Here is a 25,190-nt window from a genome sequence, read left to right on the forward strand (position 1 = left end):
GTCTGGCGAAACAGGGCTGGATAGCGACACGGCCTTAACTGAGGTTTCCCATGAAACAAGGTATCCACCCAAAATACGAAGAAGTTACTGCTAACTGCTCTTGCGGTAACGTGATGAAGATCCGCTCCACCGTGGGCCACGATCTGAACCTGGACGTTTGTGGCGCATGCCACCCGTTCTACACTGGCAAGCAGCGTGACGTTGCTACCGGTGGCCGCGTTGACCGCTTCAACAAGCGTTTCAGCGTACCAGGCGCTAAGAAATAAGATTTCTTATCGACCGATGAAAAAGGCGCCCTGGGCGCCTTTTTTCTTTTCTGCCGCCGACGTTCGCCGGGCGGTTCTCAATATTCCCAGGTATCGGGATCGACACCCAGTTCGCGCATCAACGCTTTTGCGGCTTCCGGGATTTCATCGCTGCGCTCTTTGCGCAGGTCTTCATCGTTCGGCAGCGGCTGGCCGGTAAAGGCATGCAGAAACGCTTCGCACAGAAGTTCGCTGTTGGTGGCGTGGCGCAGGTTGTTCACCTGGCGACGGGTCCGTTCGTCGGTGAGGATTTTCAGGACCTTCAGCGGAATGGATACCGTGATCTTTTTGACTTGCTCGCTTTTTTTACCGTGTTCAGCGTAAGGGCTGACATACTCGCCGTTCCACTCAGCCATGGGACACCTTAACTTTGTCAGAAAAATTACAAAATTCTAAAAACCGGCCAATTATGCCCGATCTTCACTGTTCTCACTAAATAAATGTCAATTTTACGCGACCAGGGTCACTGAATGCCCCGCTTCGGCCAGGCATTGCCGCTTAACATCTTATCGTCATGTCATATCGGCATAATTTTAGCGGGTATTGTGTCATTGCTCAATCTATACGCAAAGAAGTTTAGATGTCCAGATGTATTGACGTCTATCAATCCTGCGATTACTCTTTAGGCCTCATTCACCGAACCGAGAGCCGAGCGAGCCCATGACGCGTAAACCAGCCACGATTGCCGTACGCAGCGGCCTGAACGACGACGAACAGTACGGCTGCGTTGTCCCGCCGATTCATCTGTCCAGCACCTATAACTTTACCGACTTCAATCAACCCCGAGCTCATGACTACTCGCGCCGCGGCAACCCGACGCGCGACGTGGTGCAGCGCGCGTTGGCGGAGCTGGAAGGCGGCGCCGGCGCGGTGATGACCGGCAGCGGGATGTCGGCGATCCATCTGGTGACCACCGTACTGCTGAAGCCCGGTGATCTGCTGGTGGCGCCGCACGACTGTTACGGCGGCAGCTATCGGTTATTCGACAGCCTGAGCAAGCGCGGCGCTTATCGCGTGCTGTTCGTCGATCAAGGCAATGAGGCCGCCCTGCAACAGGCGCTGGCGCAAAAGCCGAAGCTGGTGTTGATAGAAAGCCCCAGCAATCCGCTGCTGCGGGTGGTGGACATCGCGGCGATCTGCGCTGCCGCGCACGCGGCGGGCGCGTTGACGGTGGTGGACAACACGTTCCTCAGCCCGGCCCTGCAACAGCCGATCGAACTCGGTGCCGATCTGGTGGTCCATTCTTGCACCAAATACCTGAACGGGCATTCGGACGTGGTGGCCGGCGCGGTGATCGCCAAAGATCCTGAGCTGGCGGTCGAGCTGGCCTGGTGGGCGAACAACATCGGCGTGACCGGCGGCGCGTTCGACAGCTATTTGTTGCTGCGCGGCATGCGCACGTTGTCGCCACGCATCAAGGCGGCGCAACAAAACGCTGAAGCGATTGTTGACTATTTACAGCAGCAACCGCTGGTGAAAAAGCTGTATCATCCCTCCCTGCCGGAGAATCCGGGGCATGAGATCGCCCGTCGTCAGCAGCGCGGTTTCGGCGCGATGCTGAGTTTTGAACTGGACGGCGATGAAGCGGTGCTGCGCCGTTTTCTCTCTGCCCTTGAGCTGTTTACTCTGGCAGAATCGTTGGGCGGCGTAGAAAGCCTGATCTCGCATGCAGCGACCATGACTCACGCCGGCATGGCGGCGGAGGCGCGGGCAGCGGCCGGCATCTCCGAGAGCCTGCTGCGCATTTCCGTGGGTATTGAAGACAGTGAAGATTTGATTGCCGATCTGGAACGCGCTTTCCAGGCGGCGGCAACGAGGTAAGCATGAATGCAATTGCTGTAGCAGGGCCGGTGAGCGGGCGTCAACTGCACAAGTTTGGCGGCAGCAGTCTGGCGGATGTGAAGTGTTATCTGCGTGTGGCCGGGATTATGGCGGAATACAGCCAGCCGGGCGACATGATGGTGGTATCGGCCGCCGGCAGTACCACCAACCAGTTGATCAACTGGCTGAAGCTCAGCCAGAGCGATCGCCTGTCTGCGCACCAGGTGCAGCAGACGTTGCGTCGTTATCACAGCGATCTTATCAGCGGCCTGTTGCCGCCGGAAAGCGCCGAGCCGCTGATCGCCGAGTTCATTCAGGATCTGGAACGCCTGGCGGCGCTGCTGGACGGCAATGTCGACGAGGTGTGCTACGCCGAAGTGGTCGGGCACGGCGAGATTTGGTCGGCGCGCCTGATGGCGGCGGTGCTCAACCACCTGGACATGCAGGCGGCCTGGCTGGATGCGCGTGACTTCCTGCGCGCCGAGCGCGCCGCGCAGCCGCAGGTGGATGAAGGCCGTTCTTACCCGCTGTTGCAACAATTGATGGCCCAACACCCGGGTAAACGCCTGGTGGTGACCGGGTTCATTTCGCGCAACGACGCCGGGGAAACCGTGCTGTTGGGGCGTAACGGCAGCGACTACTCCGCCACTCAGGTCGGCGCGCTGGCCGGCGCTGCGCGCGTCACCATCTGGAGCGACGTGGCCGGGGTTTACAGCGCCGATCCGCGCAAGGTGAAAGACGCCTGCCTGCTGCCGCTGCTGCGTCTGGACGAAGCCAGCGAGCTGGCGCGTCTGGCTGCGCCGGTGTTACACACCCGTACCCTGCAGCCGGTCTCCGGTAGCGATATCGATCTTCAACTGCGCTGCAGCTATCAGCCGGAGCAGGGCTCGACGCGCATTGAGCGCGTATTGGCTTCCGGCACCGGCGCCAAGATTGTCACCAGCCACGACGATGTGTGCCTGATTGAACTGCACGTTGCCGCTCAGCATGACTTCAAACTGGCGCAGAAAGAGTTGGATCTGGTGCTCAAGCGCGCGCAGATCAAACCGCTGGCGGTGGGCATCCACCCAGACCGCAACCTGGTGCAGCTGTGCTACACCTCCGAGGTGGTCAACAGCGCGCTGGCGACGCTGCAGGCCGCGGTGCTGCCAGGCGAGCTGCGCCTGCGCGAAGGGTTGGCGCTGGTGGCGATGGTCGGCGCCGGGGTGTGCAAGAACCCGCTGCACAGCCACCGTTTCTATCAGCAGCTGAAAGATCAGCCGGTCGAGTTTATCTGGCAGGCGGAAGATGGCATCAGCCTGGTGGCGGTATTGCGCCAGGGGCCGACCGCGCTGCTGATCCAGGGGCTGCACCAAAGCCTGTTCCGCGCCGAGAAGCGCATCGGTCTGGTGCTGTTCGGCAAGGGCAATATCGGGTCGCGCTGGCTGGAGCTGTTCGCCCGTGAGCAGACCAATATCTCCGCGCGCAGCGGCTTCGAATTTATCCTGGCGGGGGTGGTGGACAGCCGCCGCAGCCTGCTGAACTATGACGGGCTGGACGCCAGCCGCGCGCTGGCATTCTTTGAGGACGAAGCGCAGGAGCTGGATGAAGAATCGCTGTTCCTGTGGATGCGCGCGCACCCGTTCGACGATCTGGTGGTGCTCGACGTGACCGCCAGCGAAGAGCTGGCCGGGCAGTATCTGGATTTCGCCAGCTACGGTTTCCACGTGATCAGCGCCAACAAGTTGGCGGGGGCCTCGTGCAGCGACAGCTATCGCCAAATACGCGACGCCTTCGCCAAAACCGGCCGCCACTGGCTGTATAACGCCACCGTCGGCGCCGGCCTGCCGGTCAACCACACGGTGCGCGATCTGCGCGACAGCGGCGACAGCATTCTGGCGATCAGCGGCATCTTCTCCGGCACGCTCTCCTGGCTGTTCCTGCAGTATGACGGCACAGTGCCGTTCACCGAGCTGGTGGACCAGGCCTGGCAGCAGGGGCTGACCGAACCGGATCCGCGGGTCGATCTCTCCGGCCAGGACGTGATGCGCAAGCTGGTGATCCTGGCGCGCGAGGCGGGCTACGACATCGAACCGAACCAGGTGCGGGTCGAGTCGCTGGTGCCGGCGGGGTGCGAGCTGGGCTCCGTCGATCAGTTCTTCGAGAACGGTGAGGCGCTGAATCAGCAGATGCAACAGCGCTTTGAGGCCGCCAGCGAAATGGGCCTGGTGCTGCGCCATGTGGCGCGTTTCGACGCCAACGGCAAGGCGCGGGTCGGCGTGGAGGCGGTGCGCCCTGAGCATCCTCTGGCCTCGCTGTTGCCGTGCGACAACGTGTTCGCCATCGAAAGCCGCTGGTATCGCGATAATCCGCTGGTGATCCGCGGGCCGGGCGCCGGCCGCGATGTGACCGCCGGCGCGATCCAGTCAGACCTTAACCGATTGGCGCAGCTGCTTTAATCCTCTGCGGGCGCGGGCTCACCGCGCCCCTTGGCTTTTCCTGCCATACTTATCTTTGCCGCGATCATGAAATTCCCTCGTTGAGCGGGTGAGGATTAATCATCTTATTCCCCTCATTTTCCTGTTGACTCTTTAGCCAACATGCGGCATTTTCTATCTAGACGTCTAAACGTATAGACGCTCATCAAGATGAAATAAAAACAGTGATCGATAAGAGGTGAGCAGGGTATGAGTTTTTTCCACGCAAACCAGCGGGAAGCGCTGAATCAGAGTCTGGCGGAGTTGAACGGCCAGATTAACGTATCATTCGAGTTCTTCCCGCCACGCACCAGCGAGATGGAAGAGACCCTGTGGCAGTCGATCGATCGTCTGAGCATTCTCAAACCTAAATTCGTTTCCGTCACCTACGGCGCCAACTCCGGCGAGCGCGATCGCACCCACAGCATCATCAAAGGGATCAAGGAACGCACCGGCCTGGAGGCGGCGCCGCACCTGACCTGCATCGATGCCAGCCCGGCGCAGCTGCGCGACATCGCGACCGATTACTGGAACAGCGGCATCCGCCATATCGTGGCGCTGCGCGGCGATCTGCCGCCGGGCGGCGGCAAGCCGGAAATGTACGCGACCGATCTGGTGGCGCTGCTGAAAGACGTGGGTGACTTCGACATTTCCGTCGCCGCTTACCCGGAAGTGCACCCGGAGGCGAAGAGCGCCCAGGCCGATTTGATTAACCTGAAACGCAAGATCGATGCCGGCGCCAGTCGCGCGATTACCCAGTTCTTCTTCGACGTTGAGAGCTACCTGCGCTTTCGCGACCGCTGCGTCGCCGCCGGTATCGACGTGGAAATCGTGCCGGGCATTCTGCCGGTGTCCAACTTCAAGCAGCTGCAGCGCTTCGCCACCATGACCAACGTGCGGGTGCCAAGCTGGATGACCAGCATGTTCGAAGGGCTGGACGACGATGCGGAGACCCGCAAAATGGTCGGCGCCAACATCGCCATGGACATGGTGAAGATCCTGAGCCGCGAAGGGGTGAAAGATTTCCACTTCTATACGCTGAACCGCGCCGAGATGAGCTACGCCATCTGCCACACGCTGGGCGTGCGACCAGTGGCCGCCGCCTGACGGGCTTGCTCCATTGAAAAGGGCGCCGCTTTACCGCGGCGCCCTTTTTTTGTGGGGGAGACATAAAAAAAACGGCCCCGGTAAACGGGGCCGCGATGAGGCTCACTAGCCGGTGTTGCGCATCCCGGCGGCGACGCCGGCGATGGTAACCATCAGCGCCTGCTCCACGCGGGCGTCCGGCTGCTCCTGCTGGCGCGAACGGTGCAGCAATTCGGCCTGCAAGACGTTCAACGGGTCGGTATAGACGTTGCGCAGCGCGATGGATTCGGCGATCCACGGCAGGTCTTCCATCAGGTGCGCATCGTTGGCGATGGTCAGCACCACCTTGATGTCGCTTTCCAACTGATCGCGCAGCTGTTGGCCCAGCGGCCACAGCGATTTATCCACCAGGCGCTGATCGTAGTATTCCGCCAGCCACAGGTCGGCTTTGGCGAACACCATTTCCAGCATGGCGATGCGGGTGGAGAAGAACGGCCAGTCGCGACACATCGCCTCCAGCTCCGCCTGTTTGCCGGCTTTCACCGCTTCCTGCAATCCGGCGCCGGCGCCGAGCCAGGCCGGCAGCATCAGGCGGTTCTGCGTCCAGGCGAAGATCCACGGAATGGCGCGCAGGCTCTCTACGCCGCCGTTCGGCTTGCGCTTGGCCGGGCGCGAGCCCAGCGGCAGTTTGCCCAGCTCCAGTTCCGGCGTGGCCGCGCGGAAGTAAGGCACGAAGTCCGGGTTTTCACGCACGTAGCCGCGATACATTCGGCAGGAGGTCTCGGACAGGTCGTCCATCAGCGCCCGCCATTCTTTCTTCGGTTCCGGCGGCGGCAGCAGGTTGGCCTCGAGGATCGCGCCGGCATACAGCGCCAGGCTGCTGATGGTGACTTCCGGCAGGCCGAACTTGAAGCGGATCATCTCGCCCTGTTCGGTGACGCGCAGGCCGCCCTTCAGGCTGCCCGGCGGCTGCGACAGCAGCGCCGCATGCGCCGGAGCGCCGCCGCGGCCGATGGAACCGCCGCGGCCGTGGAACAGCGTCAGCGCCACGCCGGCCTTTTCACAGGTTTTGATCAGCGCGTCCTGCGCGCGGTACTGCGCCCAGGAAGCGGCCATCACGCCGGCGTCTTTCGCCGAGTCGGAATAGCCGATCATCACCATCTGTTTGCCCTGGATGAAGCCGCGATACCAGTCGATGTTCAGCAACTGGGTCATTACGTCGTCGGCGTTGTTCAGGTCGTCGAGGGTTTCGAACAGCGGGGCGACCGGCAGCGCGAACGGGCAGCCGGCCTCTTTCAGCAGCAGGTGCACCGCCAGCACGTCGGAAGGCGTGCGCGCCATCGAAATCACATAGGCGGCGATCGAGCCCTGCGGCGCTTCGGCAATCACCCGGCAGGTTTCCAGCACTTCCTGCGTGTCGGCGCTCGGTTGCCATTTCAGCGGCACCAGCGGGCGTTTGGAGTTCAGTTCGCGGACCAGGAACGCCTGTTTATCGGCTTCCGACCAGCTTTCATAATCGCCCAGCCCCAGATAGCGGGTCAGCTCGGCGATGGCTTCGGTATGGCGGGTGCTCTCCTGACGCACGTCGATGCGCACCAGCGGCACGCCGAAGCAGCGCACGCGGCGCAGGGTATCCAGCAGTTGACCATTGGCGATGATGCCCATGCCGCAGGCCTGCAGCGACTGGTAGCAGGCATACAGTGGCTCCCACAGCTGCTCGTTGTTCACCAGCAGGTCGTGCGGTTTCAGCACGCGCTCGCCCTTCAGGCGACCTTCAAGATAAGCCTGGGAACTCATCAGCTGGCTGCGCAGCTGCTTCATGATTTCGCGGTAAGGCTCCTGCACCTCATCGCCGCCGGCGCGGGCGCGCAGCTCAGGGGTGCACTCGGTCATCGACAGCTCGGAGACCAGCACCTGGATGTCGCGGGTAAACAGGTCGCAGGCTTTCCAGCGGCTGAGCAGCAGCACATGGCGGGTAATTTCGGCGGTGACGTTCGGGTTGCCGTCGCGGTCGCCGCCCATCCAGGAGGTGAAGCGCACCGGCACCGCTTCTACCGGCAGGCTGTAATCGATGGAGTTTTCCAGCTGTTCGTTGAATTCGCGCAGGAACGCCGGCACGCCTTCCCACAGGCTGTTTTCCACGACGGCAAAACCCCATTTGGCTTCGTCGATCGGGGAAGGGCGGTGTTTGCGAATTTCATCGGTGTGCCACGACTGGGCTACCAGCTGGCGCAGGCGGCGCATGATCTTGTTGCGCTCGTAGTCGGCCAGATCGTTGTGATCGAGCTGGCTGAGGCAGGTGTTGACCTCCACCAGCTTGTGGATCAGGGTGCGGCGGGTGATCTCCGTCGGGTGCGCCGTCAGCACCAGCTCGATGGAGAGTTGCGACACCGCGTGCTGCAGCTCTTTGTCGCTGAGCTTTTTGTCTTTGAGGCGGCTGAACAGTTGGGCCAGCGCTTCCGGGTTGCTGGCGGCTTCGCCGTTGGGCGAAATGCTGTGGTACTGCTCGGCGACGTTGGTCAGGTTGAGGAACTGGCTGAAGGCGCGCGCCACCGGCAGCAGCTCGTCGTTGGACAAGTTCTGCAGGGTGGAGAGCAGCTCCTGGCGATGCGCTTCGTTGCCGGCGCGTGAGGATTTGGAAAGCTTACGGATGGTCTCAACGCGATCGAGAATATGCTCGCCCAGCGCTTCTTTGATGGTATCGCCGAGCAATTTGCCGAGCATACTGACATTACTGCGCATTGCCGAATATTGTTCGTTCATATAACCCCTGACCCAGTTCTGTATGTATGATTTTTATCTTGTAAATAAATTTCACGCGTCAGGCGCAGACCGCCTGCCTGATCCCATCGCGTTCCTGTCCAATCGTCAATTGACACTATTTTTAGCAAAAAAACATCAAAATCGGCGCATTTTCTGAAATTTAATTACGCCGCGTGGGTTATCAGCGTGGCTTATTTCGCTGCCTTCTACTTATTTTGAGTTAGGGGAAGCATAAAGCATTTCCCCTGCTAAATGTCGGGTTTATTGCCGGCAAAAGTGATTGACCAGCTGGCCCAACAGTTTGCGCGTCGGTTCGATAAACGCGGTGTCGATGTATTCGTCCGGCTGGTGGGCCTGATCGATGGAACCGGGGCCGAGCACCAACGTCGGGCAGACCTGTTGCACGAACGGCGCTTCGGTGCAGTAGTTGACCACCTGCGTGCGGGTGCCCAGCAGCTCCTCGATCACCGCTACCATGCGGTGGTCGGTCGGGCATTCGTAGCCCGGTACCGACGCGTGCAGCTCTTCGATGGTCAGGCGGCCCGGCCAGCGTTGGCTCACTGGCTCCAGCGCCTGATGCATCAGTTCGTTGATGTTGTCGAGCGTCATGCCGGGCAGCGGGCGGATATCCAGGTGCAGTTCGCAACAGGCGCAGATGCGGTTGGCCGCGTCGCCGCCGCTGATATGGCCGAAGTTCATGGTGGGATAAGGCACGGCGAACGCCGGGTTGTTGTAGCGCTCCTGCAGGGTCTTGCGCAGCTCCATCAGGCGGCCGATGGACTCGTGCATCAGATCGATGGCGTTGACGCCGCGCGCCGGATCGCTGGAGTGGCCGGACTGGCCGACGATGCGAATGGCGTTGGCCATGTGGCCCTTGTGCGCGCGCACCGGCTGCAGCGAGGTCGGCTCGCCGATGATGGCGAAATCCGGACGAATGGCGGTAGAGGCGGCGAAGTAACGCGCGCCGGCCATCGTCGTTTCTTCATCTGCGGTGGCTAAAATGTACAACGGCTTGGTCAGCTTGCTCGCGTCGATATCGCGCACCGCATCCAGAATAAAGGCGAAGAAGCCTTTCATGTCGGCGGTGCCCAGCCCGTAGAGCTTGTTGTCGTGCTCGGTCAGGGTGAAGGGATCGCGCGTCCAGCGGCCTTCGTCGTAGGGCACCGTATCGGTGTGGCCAGCCAGCAGCAGGCCGCCGCTGCCTTCGCCGATGCTGGCCAGCAGGTTGAATTTGTGGCGCGACTCCGGCACCGGCTGTACGTCGACTCGAAAGCCCAGGTCGGCAAACCATCCGGCCAGCAAGTTGATTAACGCCTCATTGCTCTGATCGAGGCCGGCATCGGTGGCGCTGATTGACGGAGTGGCGATCAACGCCCGGTACAGCTCAATAAATGGAGGTAATTTCATCTTCACTGTTGACAGCCTTAGGTTAGGATAGTATCAATATTCATGCATTTATTTTGAATAAAAATACAGTAAGCCGAAGCGTAAGGGAACCCGATGCCCGGATGTTTATAAAAGCATCAACGCCTGGCTCCGTGGGTGAACGGCGCAACAACGCTGGCTAGCCCTGTTACCTGGGTCGCAAGCGACCGCACGTCAGTTTAGAAGGTGAAAGGCCACATGTTGAATACGCTGATCGTTGGTGCCAGCGGTTACGCCGGAGCGGAGCTCACGGCTTACCTGAATCGCCACCCACACATGAACATAACCGCTTTAGCGGTTTCAGCGCAAAGTGCAGATGCAGGAAAGTTGCTTTCCGATCTCCATCCCCAGTTGAAAGGCATCGTCGATCTGCCGCTGCAGCCGTTGACCGACGTCGCCAAGGCGGCGCAGGGCATCGATGTAGTGTTCCTCGCCACCGCCCATGAAGTCAGCCACGATATCGCACCGGCTTTCCTGGCGGCGGGCTGCGTGGTGTTCGATCTGTCCGGCGCCTTTCGCGTGCAGGACGCCGGTTTTTATAGCCAGTACTACGGTTTCGAGCATCAGCATGGCGCCCTGCTGGAGCAGGCGGTGTACGGCCTGGCGGAGTGGCAGAGCGACAAGATTAAACAGGCGCAGCTGATCGCGGTGCCGGGCTGTTACCCGACGGCGGCGCAGCTGGCGCTGAAACCGTTGATCGAAAAACAGTTGCTGAATCTGGATCAGTGGCCGGTGATCAACGCCACCAGCGGCGTTAGCGGCGCCGGGCGCAAGGCCAGCATGACCACCAGCTTCTGCGAAGTGAGCCTGCAGCCGTACGGTATTTTCACTCACCGGCACCAGCCGGAGATCGCCGCGCACCTCGGCGTGCCGGTCATCTTTACGCCGCACCTGGGCAATTTCCCGCGCGGCATCCTTGAAACCATCACCTGCCGTCTGAAAGCCGGGGTGACCGCGCAGGACGTCGCGGCTGCCTATCATGCCGCCTATGACGACAAGCCGCTGGTGCGGCTGTACGACCAGGGCGTGCCGGCGCTGAAATCGGTGGTGGGGCTGCCGTTCTGTGACATCGGTTTTGCGGTGCAGGGCGAGCATCTGATCGCCGTGGCGGTGGAAGACAATCTGCTGAAAGGCGCGGCGGCGCAGGCGGTGCAATGCCTGAATATCCGTTTCGGCTTCCCGGAAACCCAATCACTCCTTTAAACCAGCGTGAGTAAACAGCAATGAACCCGTTAATTATCAAGTTAGGTGGCGTGTTATTAGACAGTGAAGAAGCGCTGGAGCGTCTGTTTACCGCGTTGGACAGCTATCGGCAGCAGCACCAGCGCCCGCTGGTGATCGTGCACGGCGGCGGCTGCGTGGTGGACGAGCTGATGAAGCAGCTCGCTTTGCCGGTGGTGAAAAAGAACGGCCTGCGGGTCACGCCGGCCGATCAGATCGACATCATCACCGGGGCGCTGGCCGGCACCGCCAACAAAACGCTGCTGGCGTGGGCGATTAAACACCAAATCAACGCCGTCGGCCTGAGCCTGGCGGACGGCGGCAGCGCGGTCGTGACCCCGCTCGATCCGGCATTGGGCCACGTCGGCAACGCGCAGCCCGGTTCGCCCGCGCTGCTCAATACCCTGCTGGGCGCCGGCTACCTGCCGGTTGTCAGCTCCATCGGCATCACCGCCGAAGGGCAGTTAATGAATGTGAACGCCGATCAGGCGGCGACGGCGCTGGCGGCGACGCTGGGGGCGGACCTTATCCTGCTGTCGGACGTCAGCGGCATCCTCGACGGCAAGGGCCAACGCATTGCGGAAATGACGGCGCAAAAAGCGGAACAACTGATCGCGCAAGGTATCATCACCGATGGTATGGTGGTGAAGGTGAATGCGGCGCTCGACGCTGCCCGCACCCTCGGCCGCCCGGTGGATATCGCCAGCTGGCGCCATGCCGATCAGCTTCCTGCTTTGTTTAACGGCGTGTCGATTGGCACCCGGATCCTCGCTTAATTTTAGAATTAGAAAGGAATAGACCATGCAAAACCAAGGCATCAAAAAAATCGTTCTGGCGTACTCCGGCGGCCTGGATACCTCGGCCATCATTCCATGGCTGAAAGAGAACTACGGCGGCTGTGAAGTGGTGGCGTTCGTGGCGGACATCGGCCAGGAGCGCAGCGATCTGGAAGGCGTGGAGCAAAAAGCCCTGCAGTCCGGTGCCTCTGAATGTCACGTGGTCGATCTGCGTGAAGAATTTATCCGCGATTACGTTTATCCAGTGCTGCAGACCGGCGCCCTGTACGAGGGCAGCTACCTGCTGGGCACCTCGATGGCGCGGCCGATCATCGCCAAGGCGCAGGTCGAGCTGGCGTTGAAAGTGGGCGCAGACGCGCTGTGCCACGGCGCGACCGGCAAAGGCAACGATCAGGTGCGTTTCGAAACCACCTACACCGCGCTGGCGCCGCAGCTGAAAGTGGTAGCGCCGTGGCGCGAGTGGAACCTGCGTTCCCGTGAAGCGCTGCTGGATTACCTGAAAGAGCGCAATATCCCGACCACCGCATCGCTGGAGAAAATCTACAGCCGCGATGAGAACGCCTGGCACATCTCCACCGAAGGCGGCGTGCTGGAAAGCCCGTGGAACGCGCCAAACAAGGATTGCTGGGTATGGACCGTCGATCCGCAGGAAGCGCCGGACCAGCCTGAGCAGGTGACCGTTACCGTCGAGAAAGGCCGCGTCGTGGCGGTTAACGGTAAAGCGCTGTCGCCGTACCAGTGCCTGGAAACCCTGAACGCGCTGGGCGCCAAGCACGGTGTCGGCCGTATCGACATCGTGGAAAACCGTCTGGTGGGCATCAAATCCCGCGGCTGCTATGAGACCCCGGGGGGCACCATCATGGTGGCGGCGCTGCGCGCCATCGAGCAGCTGGTGCTGGATCGCGACAGCTTCAAATGGCGCGAGCAGCTGGGCCTGGAGATGTCCTATGTGGTGTACGACGGCCGTTGGTTCGCGCCGCTGCGCCGCTCGCTGCAGGCCTCTGCCGAAGCATTGGCTGAAGAGGTGAACGGTGAAGTGGTACTGCAGCTGTACAAAGGCCAGGTGACGGCGACCCAGAAAAAATCCGCCAACAGCCTGTACTCCGAAGAGTTCGCCACCTTCGGCGAAGACGAAGTTTACGATCACAGCCACGCGGGCGGCTTTATCCGCCTGTTCTCTCTGTCTTCACGCATCCGCGCGTTGAACGAGAAAAAGAATAAATAACCGATTGGCGTGACTCTGCAAGGGCGCAGCATGCTGCGCCCTTTCGCATAAAAATTCAGGAGTAAAGGTATGGCACTTTGGGGCGGACGGTTCACTCAGGCGGCGGATCAGCGGTTCAAGCAACTCAACGATTCGCTGCGGTTCGATTATCGCCTGGCGGAGCAAGATATCGTGGGCTCGGTGGCCTGGTCGAAGGCGCTGGTGACCGTTAACGTGTTGACGGCAACGGAGCAACAGCAGCTGGAGCAGGCGCTGAATGCCTTGCTGACGGAAGTCCAGGCCGATCCTTTGGCGATCGTCCAAAGCGATGCCGAAGACATCCACAGCTGGGTGGAGCAGAAGCTGATCGAGAAGGTCGGCGATTTGGGCAAGAAGCTGCACACCGGCCGCAGCCGCAACGATCAGGTCGCGACCGATCTGAAGCTGTGGTGCAAACAGCAGATCGGCGATCTGCATCAGGCGATCGTCCAGCTGCAGCAGGCGCTGGTGGAGACCGCCGAAGCCAACCAGGATGCGGTGATGCCGGGGTATACCCACCTGCAACGCGCGCAGCCGGTGACTTTCGCGCACTGGTGCCTGGCCTATGTCGAGATGCTGGCGCGCGATGAAAGCCGCCTGCAGGATACCCTGAAACGGCTGGACGTCAGCCCGCTGGGCAGCGGCGCGCTGGCCGGCACCGCGTATCCTATCGATCGCGAGCAGCTGGCTGGCTGGCTGGGCTTCGCCTCGGCGACCCGCAACAGCCTGGACAGCGTATCCGATCGCGATCACGTGCTGGAGCTGCTGTCCAACGCCGCCATCAGCATGGTGCACCTGTCGCGCTTCGCCGAAGATCTGATCTTCTTCAACAGCGGCGAGGCGGCGTTTGTCGAGCTGTCTGACCGCGTGACCTCCGGCTCTTCGCTGATGCCGCAGAAGAAAAACCCGGACGCGCTGGAGCTGATCCGCGGCAAGTGCGGCCGCGTACAGGGCGCGCTGACCGGCATGATGATGACGCTGAAAGGCCTGCCGCTGGCGTACAACAAAGACATGCAGGAAGACAAAGAAGGGCTGTTCGACGCGCTCGACACCTGGATGGACTGCCTGCAGATGGCGGCGCTGGTGCTGGACGGCATTCAGGTGAAGCGCCCGCGCTGCCGGGAAGCGGCGGAGCAGGGTTATGCGAATGCCACCGAGCTGGCGGACTACCTGGTCGCCAAAGGCGTGCCGTTCCGCGAAGCGCACCATATCGTCGGTGAGGCGGTGGTAGAAGCCATTCGCCAGGGCAAACCGCTGGAAGCGCTGCCGCTGGCGGATTTGCAGCAGTTCAGCGCGACGATCGGCGACGACGTCTACCCAATCCTGGCGTTGCAATCCTGCCTGGACAAACGTGCGGCCAAAGGCGGCGTCGCGCCGCAGCAGGTGGCCGCGGCCATCGCCGCAGCGAAACAGCGTTTGGCTTGACGACGAGGGCGGCCTGGCGCCGCCCTTGAACCGTTACCCCGCCAGGCGTGCGCAGAGATAACGGTTCAGGCTCACGCCTTCTTCCATCGCGCCGATCGCCAGCCGGCGATGCTGTTCTGCCGCTGTTGCAAATCAGCGATGTCATCCCTGATCTCGTTCAGTTGCCTTTGTTTTAGTATCGTTATTGATATCACTTCAATATCGAAGCATAAAAAATGAGCGCAGGAGGGCCGTGAGGCAAGAGGAGGGAGGAAAATCTGGAAAGCGCTGCGCAAAAAAACCGGGCCTGAAGGCCCGGTAGGTGTGAACGGATAAGAAGGCGTTATTCGCCCGGACAGCGCTGACAGCGTTCGATTTCGGCCGTGCCGAGTTTGAGCTTCGCCTGCAGGTCGCGCAGCGCAGTGCGCAAGCCTTCTTCGATCACCGGATGATAGAACGGCATGTCCAGCATCTGATCGACGGTCATCTGCTGTTGGTGCGCCCAGGCTAACAGGTGCGCAATGTGTTCGGCGTCCGGGCCGATCATTTCCGCGCCGAGGAAACGGCCGGTGCCTTGCTCGCCGTAAACGTGCAGAACGCCCTTGTTGCGCAGCATCACCCGCGAGCGGCCCTGATTCTCAAACGAGACCTTGCCCACTTCAAAACATCCGCAGGCGCTGAACTTCTCGCTCAGCTCGCGGAAGGTCGAGCCGACCATGGCGATCTGCGGATCGGAGAACACCACCGAAATCGCGCTGCGGCGCAGACCCGGATTGATCTCCGGGAAGCTGCCGGCATTGGCGCCGGCGATGCGTGCCTGATCGCTGGCCTCATGCAACAGCGGCAGTTGGTTGCTGGCGTCGCCGGCGATAAAGATATGCGGCACGCTGGTTTGCATCGTCAGGCGGTCGGCCAGCGGCACGCCTCGAGCGTCGAGCTGCAGGCCGGTGTTTTCAAGACCCAGCCGATCGACGTTGGGGCGGCGGCCGGTGGCGGCCAGCACGTAGTCCACCAGGATCTCCTGCGACTGGCCCTGCAGATCCTGATAGCGGATAAATACGCGGTCGCCTTCGCGCTGCATCATCTCCACTTTCACGTCGGCGTCGAGGTAGAATTCTTCCCCCAGCGCCTTCGCAGCGTAATCGCGCACGGCGCTGTCGGTCAGCGGCCCGACGGCGCCGCCGATGCCGAAGACCTTGGTGTCGACGCCGAGGCGGTGCAGCGCTTGCCCCAACTCCAGCCCGATCACGCCAGGGCCGAATACCGCCACGGACTGCGGCAAGTCATCCCAGTTGAACAGATCGTCGTTGACGATCAGGCGATCGCCCAGTTCATTCCACGGCGCCGGCCAACTGGGGCGAGAGCCGGTGGCGATCACGATGCGCTGCGCCACGATGCGCGTATGGTCATCGACCTGCAGCGTGTTGTCGTCGATAAAGCGGGCATAGCCCTGAATTTTGTCGGCGGCCGGGATCTCGTCCACGCCTTCCAGCACGAAGCCGACGAAACGATCGCGTTCGCGTTTGACGCGCGCCATCACCTCGCGTCCGTCGATACGCGTTTTGCCGGTTGGGTGCACGCCAAAGCCCGGCGCACGTTCGATTTGATGCACCGCTTCGGCGGCGGCGATCAGTAATTTGGATGGCATGCAGCCAACGCGCGCACAGGTGGTGCCGTAAGGCCCGCCTTCAATCATCACCACGCTGGGGGTAGACAGTTTGGCCGCGCGATAGGCGCCGAGCCCTGCGGTGCCGCCGCCGATGACCGCGACATCAACGTTCAACAGTTTCATATCCGCTCCTGAAAGGTAAAAAAAGGGCGGGCCGTAGCCCGCCAAAGTTCACGTTGGCTTTGTTATTACTTATTAAGCTGACAGGAATGTTTCCAGATCGTCGCTGCCGCCAATGTGACGGCCGCCGATGAAGACCTGCGGCACCGTGGCGCGGCCGCTGACGGCGCGCAGGCTGACGGTGGTAGCGTCTTTGCCCAGCACAATCTCTTCATACTGAATGCCGCGCTCTTGCAGCATCTGCTTGGCTTTGGCGCAGAATGGGCAGCCCGGTTTGGTGAACAGGGAGACCGATTCCTGCACTTTGAATTCCGGCGCCAGGTATTTCAGCATGGTGTCGGCGTCGGACACTTCAAACGGGTCGCCCGGCTTGTTCGGCTCAACAAACATTTTCTCGACCACGCCGTTGCGTACCAGCATCGAGTAGCGCCATGAGCGAGGGCCAAAGCCCAGATCCGCTTTCTCGACCAGCATGTTCATGCCTTTGGTGAATTCACCGTTGCCGTCCGGCACGAAGGTGATGTTTTCCGCATGTTGGTCGGCTTTCCAGGCGTTCATGACGAAGGTGTCGTTCACGGAGACGCAAAGAATGCTGTCGACGCCGTGCTGCTTGAATACGCTGGACAGTTCGTTGTAGCGCGGCAGGTGGCTCGAAGAACAGGTCGGCGTGAACGCGCCCGGCAGCGAGAAAACAATGACGGTTTTGTTTTTGAACAGGTCATCAGTGGTCACATCAATCCATTGGTCGCCCTGACGGGTGTGGAAAGTAACCTGAGGAACTTTCTTGCCTTCTTGACTGGTAAACATTGATTAACCCCTTAATTAGGAAAAGTAATTTTTAGCATTTAGCGCGATATCGCTTCGTTGGGACACATTATTGTCGCTGGGGCTTGATAGATCTAATCGCTCATTGCTATCTTATCTATCGCCATGAGCTATCATGGAATGGAGGGAAACAATGAATATTCGTGATTTAGAGTATCTGGTCGCCTTGGCCGAGCACCGGCACTTCCGCCGCGCGGCCGATTCATGCCATGTAAGCCAACCCACGCTGAGCGGGCAGATCCGCAAGCTGGAAGACGAGTTGGGCGTCATGCTGCTCGAACGCACCAGCCGCAAGGTGCTGTTCACCCAGGCGGGTCTGTTGCTGGTGGAGCAGGCGCGTACTGTGCTGCGAGAAGTGAAAGTATTGAAGGAGATGGCCAGCCAGCAGGGCGAAGCCATGTCCGGGCCGTTGCACATCGGCCTGATCCCGACCGTGGGGCCTTATCTGCTGCCGCAGATCATCCCGACGCTGCACAAAACGTTCCCGAAACTGGAAATGTACCTGCACGAAGCGCAAACCCATCAGCTGCTGGCGCAACTCGACAGCGGCAAACTGGACTGCGCCATTCTGGCATTGGTTAAGGAAACCGAGGCGTTTATCGAAGTGCCTTTGTTCGATGAACCGATGAAGCTGGCGGTGTACTCCGATCACCCGTGGGCGCAGCGCGAGCGCGTGCCGATGCCGGATTTGGCGGGTGAGAAACTGCTGATGCTGGAGGATGGCCACTGCCTGCGCGATCAGGCGATGGGCTTCTGCTTCCAGGCGGGCGCGGACGAAGATACCCACTTCCGCGCCACCAGTCTGGAAACGCTGCGCAATATGGTCGCGGCCGGCAGCGGCATTACCCTGCTGCCGTCACTGGCGGTACCGCCGCAGCGCGAACGCGACGGCGTCTGCTATCTGGATTGCTACAAGCCGGAGCCGAAGCGCACCATCGCGCTGGTGTACCGCCCCGGCTCCCCTTTGCGCAGCCGTTATGAGCAACTGGCCGAGGCGATCCGCGAACACATGCAGGGCTACATCGACAGCGCGTTAAAACAGGCGGTTTAAGCCGTTTAGCGCCGCCACCCGGTAGGCTTCGGCCATGGTCGGATAGTTGAAGGTCGTATTAACGAAATACTCGATAGTATTGCCTTCACCTTTCTGTTCCATGATCGCCTGGCCGATGTGGATGATCTCCGCCGCACGCTCGCCGAAGCAGTGGATCCCAAGGATCTGCAGGGTGTCGCGATGGAACAGGATCTTCAGGCTGCCGACGTTCATCCCGGCTATCTGCGCGCGCGCCAGATGCTTGAACTGGGCGCGGCCCACTTCATACGGCACCTTCATCGCGGTCAGTTCCTGCTCGGTTTTGCCGACGGAGCTGATTTCCGGAATGGTGTAGATGCCGGTCGGGATATCTTCGATTAAGTGACCGCTGGCTTCGCCGGAGGCGATCGCTTGCGCGGCGATGCGGCCCTGATCGTAGGCGGCGGAAGCCAGGCTCGGATAGCCGATCACGTCACCGACCGCATAAATGTGCGACAGCGCGGTTTGATACATGCTGTTCACTTTCAGCAGCCCGCGGCTGTCCGACTCCAGGCCGACGTTCTCCAACCCCAGCGAATCGGTGTTGCCGGTACGGCCGTTGGCGTACAGCAGGCAGTCCGCTTTCACCTTCTTGCCGGACTTCAGGTGCACGATCACGCCGTCTTCGGTGCCTTCGATCTTCTCGAATTCTTCGTTGTGGCGGATCACCACGCCGTTGTTCCAGAAGTGGTAAGAGAGCGAATCCGACATCTCCTGATCGAGGAACGCCAGCAGACGATCGCGGGTGTTGATCAGATCGACCTTGACGTTCAGGCCGCGGAAGATGGACGCATACTCGCAGCCGATCACCCCGGCGCCGTAAATGATCACGTGGCGCGGCTCATGGCTCAGCTCGAGAATGGAATCGCTGTCGTAGATGCGCGGATGGTTGAAGTCGACGCTGGCCGGATGGTAAGGACGCGAGCCGCAGGCGATCACGATGTGATCGGCGCGGATGGTGTCCTGGGTGCCGTCCATGTAGCTGACGCTGACGGTGTTGGCGTCGATGAAGCGCGCGTCGCCGGCGAACAGTTTGCACTGGTTCCGCTCATAGAACCCTTGGCGCATTCGGGTCTGCTGGCTGATGACGTTATCGGCGTGGCGTAAAATGTCAGGGAAGGTCGCGCTGAGCGTGCGCGAGTTGTTGTAAAGCGGGTTCTGGTTGAATTCGATAATGCGGCTGACGGCGTGGCGGAGGGCTTTGGAGGGGATGGTGCCCCAATGGGTACATCCGCCGCCTACGTTATTGTACCGTTCGATAACGGCCACGCGGGCGCCTTGTTTCACCAGCCCCATGGCGGCACCTTCACCACCAGGGCCCGAGCCAATCACAATGGCATCAAATTGATAGTGCTGTTGCATGTAGGAGAGACCTGTTTTTTTATACAAGATTACAACGGTATCTTAACATCATAGCGCTGCTCACCCAATCACCATTAGGCTTTTTGAGTCAAAGCACAATCGGCTCAGGGCGGAAGTGTGATAGAGCGCGTTAGTATAAATGCTGTTGCAATAAAATTTGCTATATTGCCGAGTCTAGGGCGTTAGACTGAGAAAATGGAACCTATCCGGATATGCATATGGGCGTCAGAGCACAACAAAAAGAACGGACTCGTCGTTCCCTGATCGAAGCCGCTTTCAGCCAGCTGAGCGCCGAACGCAGCTTCGCCAGTCTGAGCCTGCGGGAAGTTTCACGCGAGGCGGGCATCGCGCCCACGTCGTTTTATCGCCATTTCCGCGATGTGGACGAGTTGGGGCTGACCATGGTGGATGAAAGCGGCCTGATGCTGCGTCAGTTGATGCGCCAGGCGCGCCAACGCATCGCCAAGGGCGGCAGCGTGATCCGCACCTCGGTGTCCACCTTTATGGAGTTTATCGGCAACAACCCGAACGCCTTCCGCCTGCTGCTGCGCGAGCGCTCCGGCACGTCGGCGGCATTCCGTGCGGCGGTGGCGCGTGAGATCCAGCATTTCATCGCCGAACTGGCGGACTACCTCGAGTTGGAAAATCACATGCCGCGCAGCTTTACCGAAGCGCAGGCGGAAGCGATGGTCACCATCGTGTTCAGCGCCGGCGCGGAAGCGCTGGATATCGACGTCGAGCAGCGGCAGCAGCTGGAAGAACGGCTGGTGCTGCAACTGCGGATGATCTCCAAAGGGGCGTATTACTGGTATCGTCGCGAACAAGAAAAAGCTTCTGTGTCCCACGTATAAAAAAGGTAAAAAATGATGGAAAAACCAGGCCGTGAAAATGGCACCTTACTGCTGGCGTTGATTGCCGGCCTTTCGATCAACGGTTCCTTTGCCGCGCTGTTCAGCTCGGTGGTGCCGTTTTCGATCTTCCCGCTGATCGCGTTGGTGCTGGCGGTGTACTGCCTGCATCAGCGTTACCTGAACCGCGCCATGCCGGATGGCATGCCGAAGCTGGCGGCGGCCTGTTTCCTGCTGGGGCTGCTGTTGTACAGCGCCATCGTGCGCGCCGAGTATCCGCAGATCGGCTCCAACTTCCTGCCGTCGGTGATCTGCGTGGCGCTGGTGCTGTGGATCGGCATGAAACTGAAGGCGCGCAAGGCGCCGGATGCGCCGACTCAAGAATCGTAATGAAACGGGGCGCCATCATGGCGCCCCTGTCATATCAGCGGTGCTTTTCCAGCAACACGCCGCACTCCATGTGATGGGTATACGGGAACTGATCGAACAGCGCCAGACGGCTGACCCGGTGGGTGGCCTGCAGCGTTTCCAGGTTGGCGCACAGCGTTTCCGGATTGCATGAAATATACAGAATGCGCGGGTAAGCCTGCACCATCTTCACCGTTTCATCGTCCAGCCCGCTGCGCGGCGGATCGACGAAAATCGTCTCGCAGTTGTAGCCGCTCAGATCGATGCCTTTCAACCGGTTGAATTCGCGTACTCCATTCATCGCCTGAGTGAAGTCTTCCGCCGCCATGCGGATGATCTGCACGTTGTCGATATGGTTGGCGGCGATGTTGTACTGCGCCGCCGCCACCGACGGTTTGGCGATCTCGGTCGCCAGCACGCGCTCGAAATTGCGCGCCAGCGCCAGCGAGAAGTTGCCGTTGCCGCAGTACAGCTCCAGCAAATCGCCTTTGGAACCGGCGGTGACCGCCAACGCCCACTCCAGCATCTGCACGTTCATGGCCGCGTTGGGCTGAGTGAAACTGTTTTCCACCTGGCGATAAATCATGTCGCGGCCGGCGACCGGCAGCACTTCGTCAACATAATCCTGGTCGAGCATGATCTTGGTCTTCGACGCTCGGCCGATCAGCTGCAGGTCGAAACCCTGCGCGCGCAGCTCGTCGCGCAACTGCTCGGCGCGCTGTTGCCAAACGTCATCCAGCTTGCGGTGATACAGCAGCGAAGCGATGATTTTGCCGCTTCGCGTCGACAGATAATCTATCTGGAACAGCTTGTGGCGCAGGATCGGCTCCGGTTTCAGCGCGGCGATCAGGGCGGTCATCAGGCGGTTGATCAGCTCGCTGGCCGCCGGGAACTGATCGACGCGAATACGCTGCTTGGTCTGCTGATCGAACATGATGTGATACATGTCGTCTGCGTCGTGCCAGATGCGGAATTCGGCGCGCATGCGGTAGTGGTCGACTGGCGAGCGGAACACTTCCGGCTCGGGCGCCGCGAACGGTGACATCAACGTCTTCAGGCGGGCGACTTTCTCCGCCAGTTGGTCATCGTAACGTTCAATAGGCAAATTCTCGGGCGTCATGTGTTTCTTCTCGTCAGGCAAATTTGATCAGCGGGGATTGTAGGGAATCAGCCCGTGAAGTCCAGTTTTGTCGCGTTTATTATTTGTAACATTAATGGCAGTCTAGACATCTATTTGCATTGATCGTAGCATTGCCGTCCGGCCTCAAGCAGCGAGTGAAAAGGGAATCCGGTGTGAATCCGGAGCTGACGCGCAGCGGTAAGGGGAAGTCACGGCGATAGCGTTTCGACGCAGACACTGTCCACTGCAGGATGGGAAGTCATCGCCCGTTGCCGGTCGCGCCCTGCGGCCCGCAAATCCCAAGCCCGAAGACCTGCCGGTGTTACGTCGCAATGTCCGTGGCCGTCGCGAACTACCGGCCATGATCCTGCGGCATCCGCCAATTAAGTTTGGATGCTTTTCTCATGACAATTACAAAAAATACGCTGCTGGCGGTGGTCTCTTCCGTCACGGCTTTTTCTGGATGGGCGCAAGACAACACCACAGCCACGAATGGCGATAACCTGGTGGTTACCGCCAACCGTTTCCCGCAGCCGGTTTCTTCCGTGCTGGCGCCGACCACCATCGTCACCCGCAACGATATCGATCGCTGGCAGGCCAAGAGCCTGACCGACGTGATGCGCCGTTTGCCGGGCGTGGACGTTGGCCAAAACGGCGGGTTGGGGCAAAAGAGCTCGCTGTTTATTCGCGGCACCAACTCCAGCCACGTGCTGGTGCTAATTGACGGCATTCGCCTTAATCAGGCGGGCGTCAGCGGCTCTTCTGACCTTAGCCAAATCCCGATTTCGTTGGTGCAGAAAGTCGAATACATCCGCGGCCCGCGCTCGGCGGTATACGGTTCCGACGCCATCGGCGGCGTAGTCAACATTATTACCACGCGTGAAAAGAACGGCACCACGCTGGCTGCCGGCGTCGGCTCCAACGGCTATCAATCCTATGACGCGTCGACCCAACAGCAGTTGGGCGACAGCACCGTGGCGACGGTGGCGGGTGACTACACCTACACCAAAGGGTATGACGTGGTGGCCTACGGCAGCACCGGCATGCAAAGCCAGCAGGATCGCGATGGCTTTATGAGTAAGTCGCTGTATGGTGCGCTTGAGCACCAGTTCAGCGAATCGGTCAGCGGTTTTGTGCGCGGGTATGGTTACGACAACCGCACGGCGTATGATAGTTATTATTCCTCACCGACCAGCCCTCTGCTGGATACGCGCAAACTGTATAGCCAAACCTGGGATACCGGATTGCGCTATAAAGAAGGCATTTACGCAACACAAGTGATTGGCAGCTACAGCCATAGCAAGGATTACGATTACGATCCTCGCCTCGGCATGCATGACAGCTCGGCCAGCCTGGTGGATTCCGAACAGTACAACCTGCAGTGGGGCAATACGCTGCAGGTTGGACAGGGTACCGTAAGCTCTGGCGTCGACTGGCAGCAACAGAAAATCAAACCGGATTCCACCACCGTGAAGGGTGAAAAAAGCCAACGTGATGCAGGCATCTATCTGACTGCGCAGCAACTGGTTGGCCCGGTAACGTTGGAAGGTGCGGTTCGAGGTGACGATCATTCCGAGTTTGGCTGGCATGGCACCTGGCAAACCAGCGCGGCCTGGGAATTCGTCGAGGGATACCGTTTTATCGCATCGTATGGCACGGCGTTCAAAGCACCGAATATGAGCCAGCTATACGGCAACTTCGGTAACAACACCGATCTGAAACCGGAAGAAAGCAAGCAGTGGGAAGGTGGCTTTGAAGGGCTGACCGGCCCGGTGACCTGGCGCATCTCCGGTTATCGCAACGACATCGACAATTTGATCGATTCCACGGGGGAAACCAACTACGTCTATTACAACGTGGGTAAGGCGACCATCAAAGGGATTGAAGCTACGGCCTCGTTTGATACCGGCCCGTTGACGCATCAGATTGGTTATGACTATGTCGATCCTCGCAACGCCAAGACCAATGAAGTGCTGCTGCGGCGCGCCAAGCAGCAGGTGAAATATGAGCTGGACTGGCAGCTGTATGACTTTGACTGGGCGGTGACTTATCAATATCTGGGTCAACGTTATGACAAGGATTACAGTACCTATCCGGAACAAAGCGTTAAACTTGGCGGCGTGAGCCTGTGGGATCTCGCAGTTTCGTATCCGGTCACATCTCATCTGACAGTTCGTGGTAGAATTGCCAACCTGTTTGATAAAGATTATGAGACGGCCTATGGCTACGCTACTCCAGGAAGAGAATACTACCTCACTGGAAGCTATACCTTCTAACAGCACCGCCACACCTCGCCCGACGGTGCTGGTTTTCGATTCCGGCGTCGGCGGGCTGTCGGTGTATCAGGAGATTCGGCAGTTGCTGCCGGATCTCCACTATATATACGCGTTCGACAACGTGGCGTTCCCCTACGGCGAGAAGTCCGAAGAGTTTATCGTTGAGCGCGTGCTGGAGATTGTCGGCGCGGTGCAGCAACGTCATCCTCTGGCGATTGTCGTCATCGCCTGCAACACCGCCAGCACGGTCTCCTTGCCGGCCCTGCGCGAGCGTTTCAGTTTCCCTGTCGTGGGCGTGGTGCCCGCCATCAAACCGGCGGCCCGTCTTACCGTTAACGGCATTGTCGGCCTGTTGGCGACCCGCGGCACCGTACAGCGCAGCTACACCCACGAACTGATTTCCCGTTTCGCCACCGACTGCAAGATTGAACTGCTGGGCTCTTCAGAACTGGTGGAGCTAGCGGAAGCCAAGCTGCATGGCGAAGCCGTGCCGCTACCGGTGCTGAAGAAGATCCTGCATCCGTGGCTGAGCATGCGCGAGCCGCCGGATACCGTCGTGCTGGGCTGCACCCATTTCCCTCTATTAGCTGAAGAGCTGATGCAAGTGTTGCCGGAAGGCACCCGATTGGTGGATTCCGGCGCGGCGATTGCCCGTCGCACCGCCTGGCTCATCTCTACGCAGGAAAACCTGGTCTCGAGCCAGGAAGAGAATCTGGCGTATTGCATGGCGTTAAATGAAGATACTGACGCTTTATTGCCCGTTTTGCAGGGCTATGGCTTTAAATCGTTGAAAAAACTGCCGCTTTAACGGTGTTTTGGTTAAACATTCAACGGTCAGAAAAAATATTGAAAATAGGGGTTGCGGCCCGCCGAGAACTCCCTATAATGCGCCTCCACTGACCGGGAACAACGACTGACAAGCCGCCGGGTCAGCGAGAAGAAAGCGAAATAAACGCTTGACTCTCCGGGTGA

The 25,190-nt window shown here is 60.0% G+C and carries 20 protein-coding genes, 1 pseudogene and 1 riboswitch; of the genes and pseudogenes, 13 read left to right on the plus strand and 8 right to left on the minus strand.

Going from position 1 to position 25,190, the window contains the following annotated elements; genetic code table 11:
• Positions 1 to 50: 50 nt before the first annotated feature.
• Complete coding sequence (gene rpmE, locus ACJ8M3_RS23170) at positions 51 to 266, plus strand: 50S ribosomal protein L31 (protein WP_004931078.1); 216 nt, start codon at positions 51 to 53, stop codon at positions 264 to 266.
• A gap of 77 nt (positions 267 to 343) precedes the next feature.
• On the opposite strand, the gene metJ is transcribed toward rpmE, so the two are convergent.
• A complete protein-coding gene (gene metJ, locus ACJ8M3_RS23175; protein ID WP_004931076.1) occupies positions 344 to 661 on the minus strand; it encodes a met regulon transcriptional regulator MetJ in 318 nt (105 codons plus the stop codon).
• Between the two features lie 304 nt (positions 662 to 965).
• Here metJ and metB point away from each other — a divergent pair, with 304 nt between their 5' ends.
• The 3 genes from metB to metF all read left to right on the plus strand — a co-directional run bounded on the left by metB (position 966) and on the right by metF (position 5,689).
• A complete protein-coding gene (gene metB / locus ACJ8M3_RS23180) occupies positions 966 to 2,126 on the plus strand; it encodes a cystathionine gamma-synthase (protein ID WP_033645215.1) in 1,161 nt (386 codons plus the stop codon).
• Between the two features lie 2 nt (positions 2,127 to 2,128).
• The gene (locus tag ACJ8M3_RS23185; protein ID WP_033645216.1) at positions 2,129 to 4,564 is read left to right on the plus strand and encodes a bifunctional aspartate kinase/homoserine dehydrogenase II; all 2,436 of its coding nucleotides are present in this window, start codon (positions 2,129 to 2,131) and stop codon (positions 4,562 to 4,564) included.
• 228 nt (positions 4,565 to 4,792) lie between these two features.
• Entirely contained in the window at positions 4,793 to 5,689 is an 897-nt protein-coding gene (gene metF / locus ACJ8M3_RS23190) for a methylenetetrahydrofolate reductase (protein WP_033645217.1), read from the plus strand.
• 105 nt (positions 5,690 to 5,794) lie between these two features.
• Here the strand turns inward: metF and ppc are convergent, their stop codons facing one another.
• On the minus strand, positions 5,795 to 8,431 hold the full coding sequence (gene ppc / locus ACJ8M3_RS23195) for a phosphoenolpyruvate carboxylase (RefSeq protein ID WP_089195300.1): 2,637 nt from the start codon (positions 8,429 to 8,431) through the stop codon (positions 5,795 to 5,797).
• Between the two features lie 261 nt (positions 8,432 to 8,692).
• Positions 8,693 to 9,838 (minus strand): acetylornithine deacetylase, encoded by a 1,146-nt coding sequence (gene argE / locus ACJ8M3_RS23200; protein ID WP_015379410.1) that lies wholly within the window; start codon positions 9,836 to 9,838, stop codon positions 8,693 to 8,695.
• A gap of 216 nt (positions 9,839 to 10,054) precedes the next feature.
• Here argE and argC point away from each other — a divergent pair, with 216 nt between their 5' ends.
• The 4 genes from argC to argH all read left to right on the plus strand — a co-directional run bounded on the left by argC (position 10,055) and on the right by argH (position 14,542).
• A complete protein-coding gene (argC, locus tag ACJ8M3_RS23205; RefSeq protein WP_047025846.1) occupies positions 10,055 to 11,059 on the plus strand; it encodes an N-acetyl-gamma-glutamyl-phosphate reductase in 1,005 nt (334 codons plus the stop codon).
• A 20-nt stretch (positions 11,060 to 11,079) separates the two neighbouring features.
• Entirely contained in the window at positions 11,080 to 11,853 is a 774-nt protein-coding gene (gene argB, locus ACJ8M3_RS23210; protein ID WP_033645219.1) for an acetylglutamate kinase, read from the plus strand.
• A 25-nt stretch (positions 11,854 to 11,878) separates the two neighbouring features.
• A complete protein-coding gene (locus ACJ8M3_RS23215; protein WP_004931061.1) occupies positions 11,879 to 13,099 on the plus strand; it encodes an argininosuccinate synthase in 1,221 nt (406 codons plus the stop codon).
• 69 nt (positions 13,100 to 13,168) lie between these two features.
• Positions 13,169 to 14,542: an argininosuccinate lyase gene (argH, locus tag ACJ8M3_RS23220; protein WP_004931059.1), complete on the plus strand. Its 1,374-nt coding sequence runs from the start codon at positions 13,169 to 13,171 to the stop codon at positions 14,540 to 14,542.
• 33 nt (positions 14,543 to 14,575) lie between these two features.
• Here argH and ACJ8M3_RS23225 read toward each other — a convergent pair.
• From ACJ8M3_RS23225 to ACJ8M3_RS23235, 3 genes and pseudogenes are all read right to left on the minus strand, one after another.
• Positions 14,576 to 14,656 (minus strand): annotated as a pseudogene (locus tag ACJ8M3_RS23225) (toxin-antitoxin system HicB family antitoxin); the annotation flags it as partial.
• A 208-nt stretch (positions 14,657 to 14,864) separates the two neighbouring features.
• Entirely contained in the window at positions 14,865 to 16,313 is a 1,449-nt protein-coding gene (locus ACJ8M3_RS23230) for a dihydrolipoyl dehydrogenase (RefSeq protein WP_033645220.1), read from the minus strand.
• 72 nt (positions 16,314 to 16,385) lie between these two features.
• Positions 16,386 to 17,117, minus strand: coding sequence for a glutathione peroxidase (locus ACJ8M3_RS23235; protein WP_015379403.1), 732 nt, complete (start codon positions 17,115 to 17,117; stop codon positions 16,386 to 16,388).
• Between the two features lie 151 nt (positions 17,118 to 17,268).
• On the opposite strand from ACJ8M3_RS23235, the gene oxyR reads away from it, so the two are divergent.
• Positions 17,269 to 18,186: a DNA-binding transcriptional regulator OxyR gene (gene oxyR, locus ACJ8M3_RS23240; protein WP_033652202.1), complete on the plus strand. Its 918-nt coding sequence runs from the start codon at positions 17,269 to 17,271 to the stop codon at positions 18,184 to 18,186.
• Here the strand turns inward: oxyR and sthA are convergent.
• Positions 18,169 to 19,566 carry a Si-specific NAD(P)(+) transhydrogenase gene (gene sthA / locus ACJ8M3_RS23245; RefSeq protein ID WP_004931047.1) on the minus strand — a complete coding sequence of 466 codons (1,398 nt, stop codon included), beginning with the start codon at positions 19,564 to 19,566 and terminating at the stop codon, positions 18,169 to 18,171. The two genes, oxyR and sthA, sit on opposite strands and share 18 nt — an antisense overlap.
• A 218-nt stretch (positions 19,567 to 19,784) precedes the next feature.
• On the opposite strand from sthA, the gene fabR reads away from it, so the two are divergent.
• Both fabR and ACJ8M3_RS23255 read left to right on the plus strand, forming a co-directional pair.
• Entirely contained in the window at positions 19,785 to 20,417 is a 633-nt protein-coding gene (gene fabR, locus ACJ8M3_RS23250; protein WP_004931044.1) for an HTH-type transcriptional repressor FabR, read from the plus strand.
• Between the two features lie 15 nt (positions 20,418 to 20,432).
• The gene (locus tag ACJ8M3_RS23255; protein WP_025304650.1) at positions 20,433 to 20,804 is read left to right on the plus strand and encodes a YijD family membrane protein; all 372 of its coding nucleotides are present in this window, start codon (positions 20,433 to 20,435) and stop codon (positions 20,802 to 20,804) included.
• Positions 20,805 to 20,838: 34 nt separating this feature from the next.
• On the opposite strand, the gene trmA is transcribed toward ACJ8M3_RS23255, so the two are convergent.
• Positions 20,839 to 21,942, minus strand: a complete 1,104-nt coding sequence (gene trmA / locus ACJ8M3_RS23260) for a tRNA (uridine(54)-C5)-methyltransferase TrmA (RefSeq protein ID WP_033645222.1) — start codon at positions 21,940 to 21,942, stop codon at positions 20,839 to 20,841.
• Between the two features lie 122 nt (positions 21,943 to 22,064).
• Positions 22,065 to 22,277, plus strand: a riboswitch (cobalamin riboswitch).
• A 69-nt stretch (positions 22,278 to 22,346) separates the two neighbouring features.
• On the opposite strand from trmA, the gene btuB reads away from it, so the two are divergent.
• The gene (btuB, locus tag ACJ8M3_RS23265) at positions 22,347 to 24,218 is read left to right on the plus strand and encodes a TonB-dependent vitamin B12 receptor BtuB (protein ID WP_089197547.1); all 1,872 of its coding nucleotides are present in this window, start codon (positions 22,347 to 22,349) and stop codon (positions 24,216 to 24,218) included.
• A complete protein-coding gene (gene murI / locus ACJ8M3_RS23270) occupies positions 24,163 to 25,026 on the plus strand; it encodes a glutamate racemase (protein WP_025921004.1) in 864 nt (287 codons plus the stop codon). Before btuB ends, murI begins: the two co-directional genes overlap by 56 nt.
• Positions 25,027 to 25,190 lie beyond the last annotated feature (164 nt).

Source organism: Serratia sp. CY55921 (assembly GCF_052167655.1).
Taxonomy (GTDB): Bacteria; Pseudomonadota; Gammaproteobacteria; order Enterobacterales; family Enterobacteriaceae; genus Serratia; species Serratia ureilytica.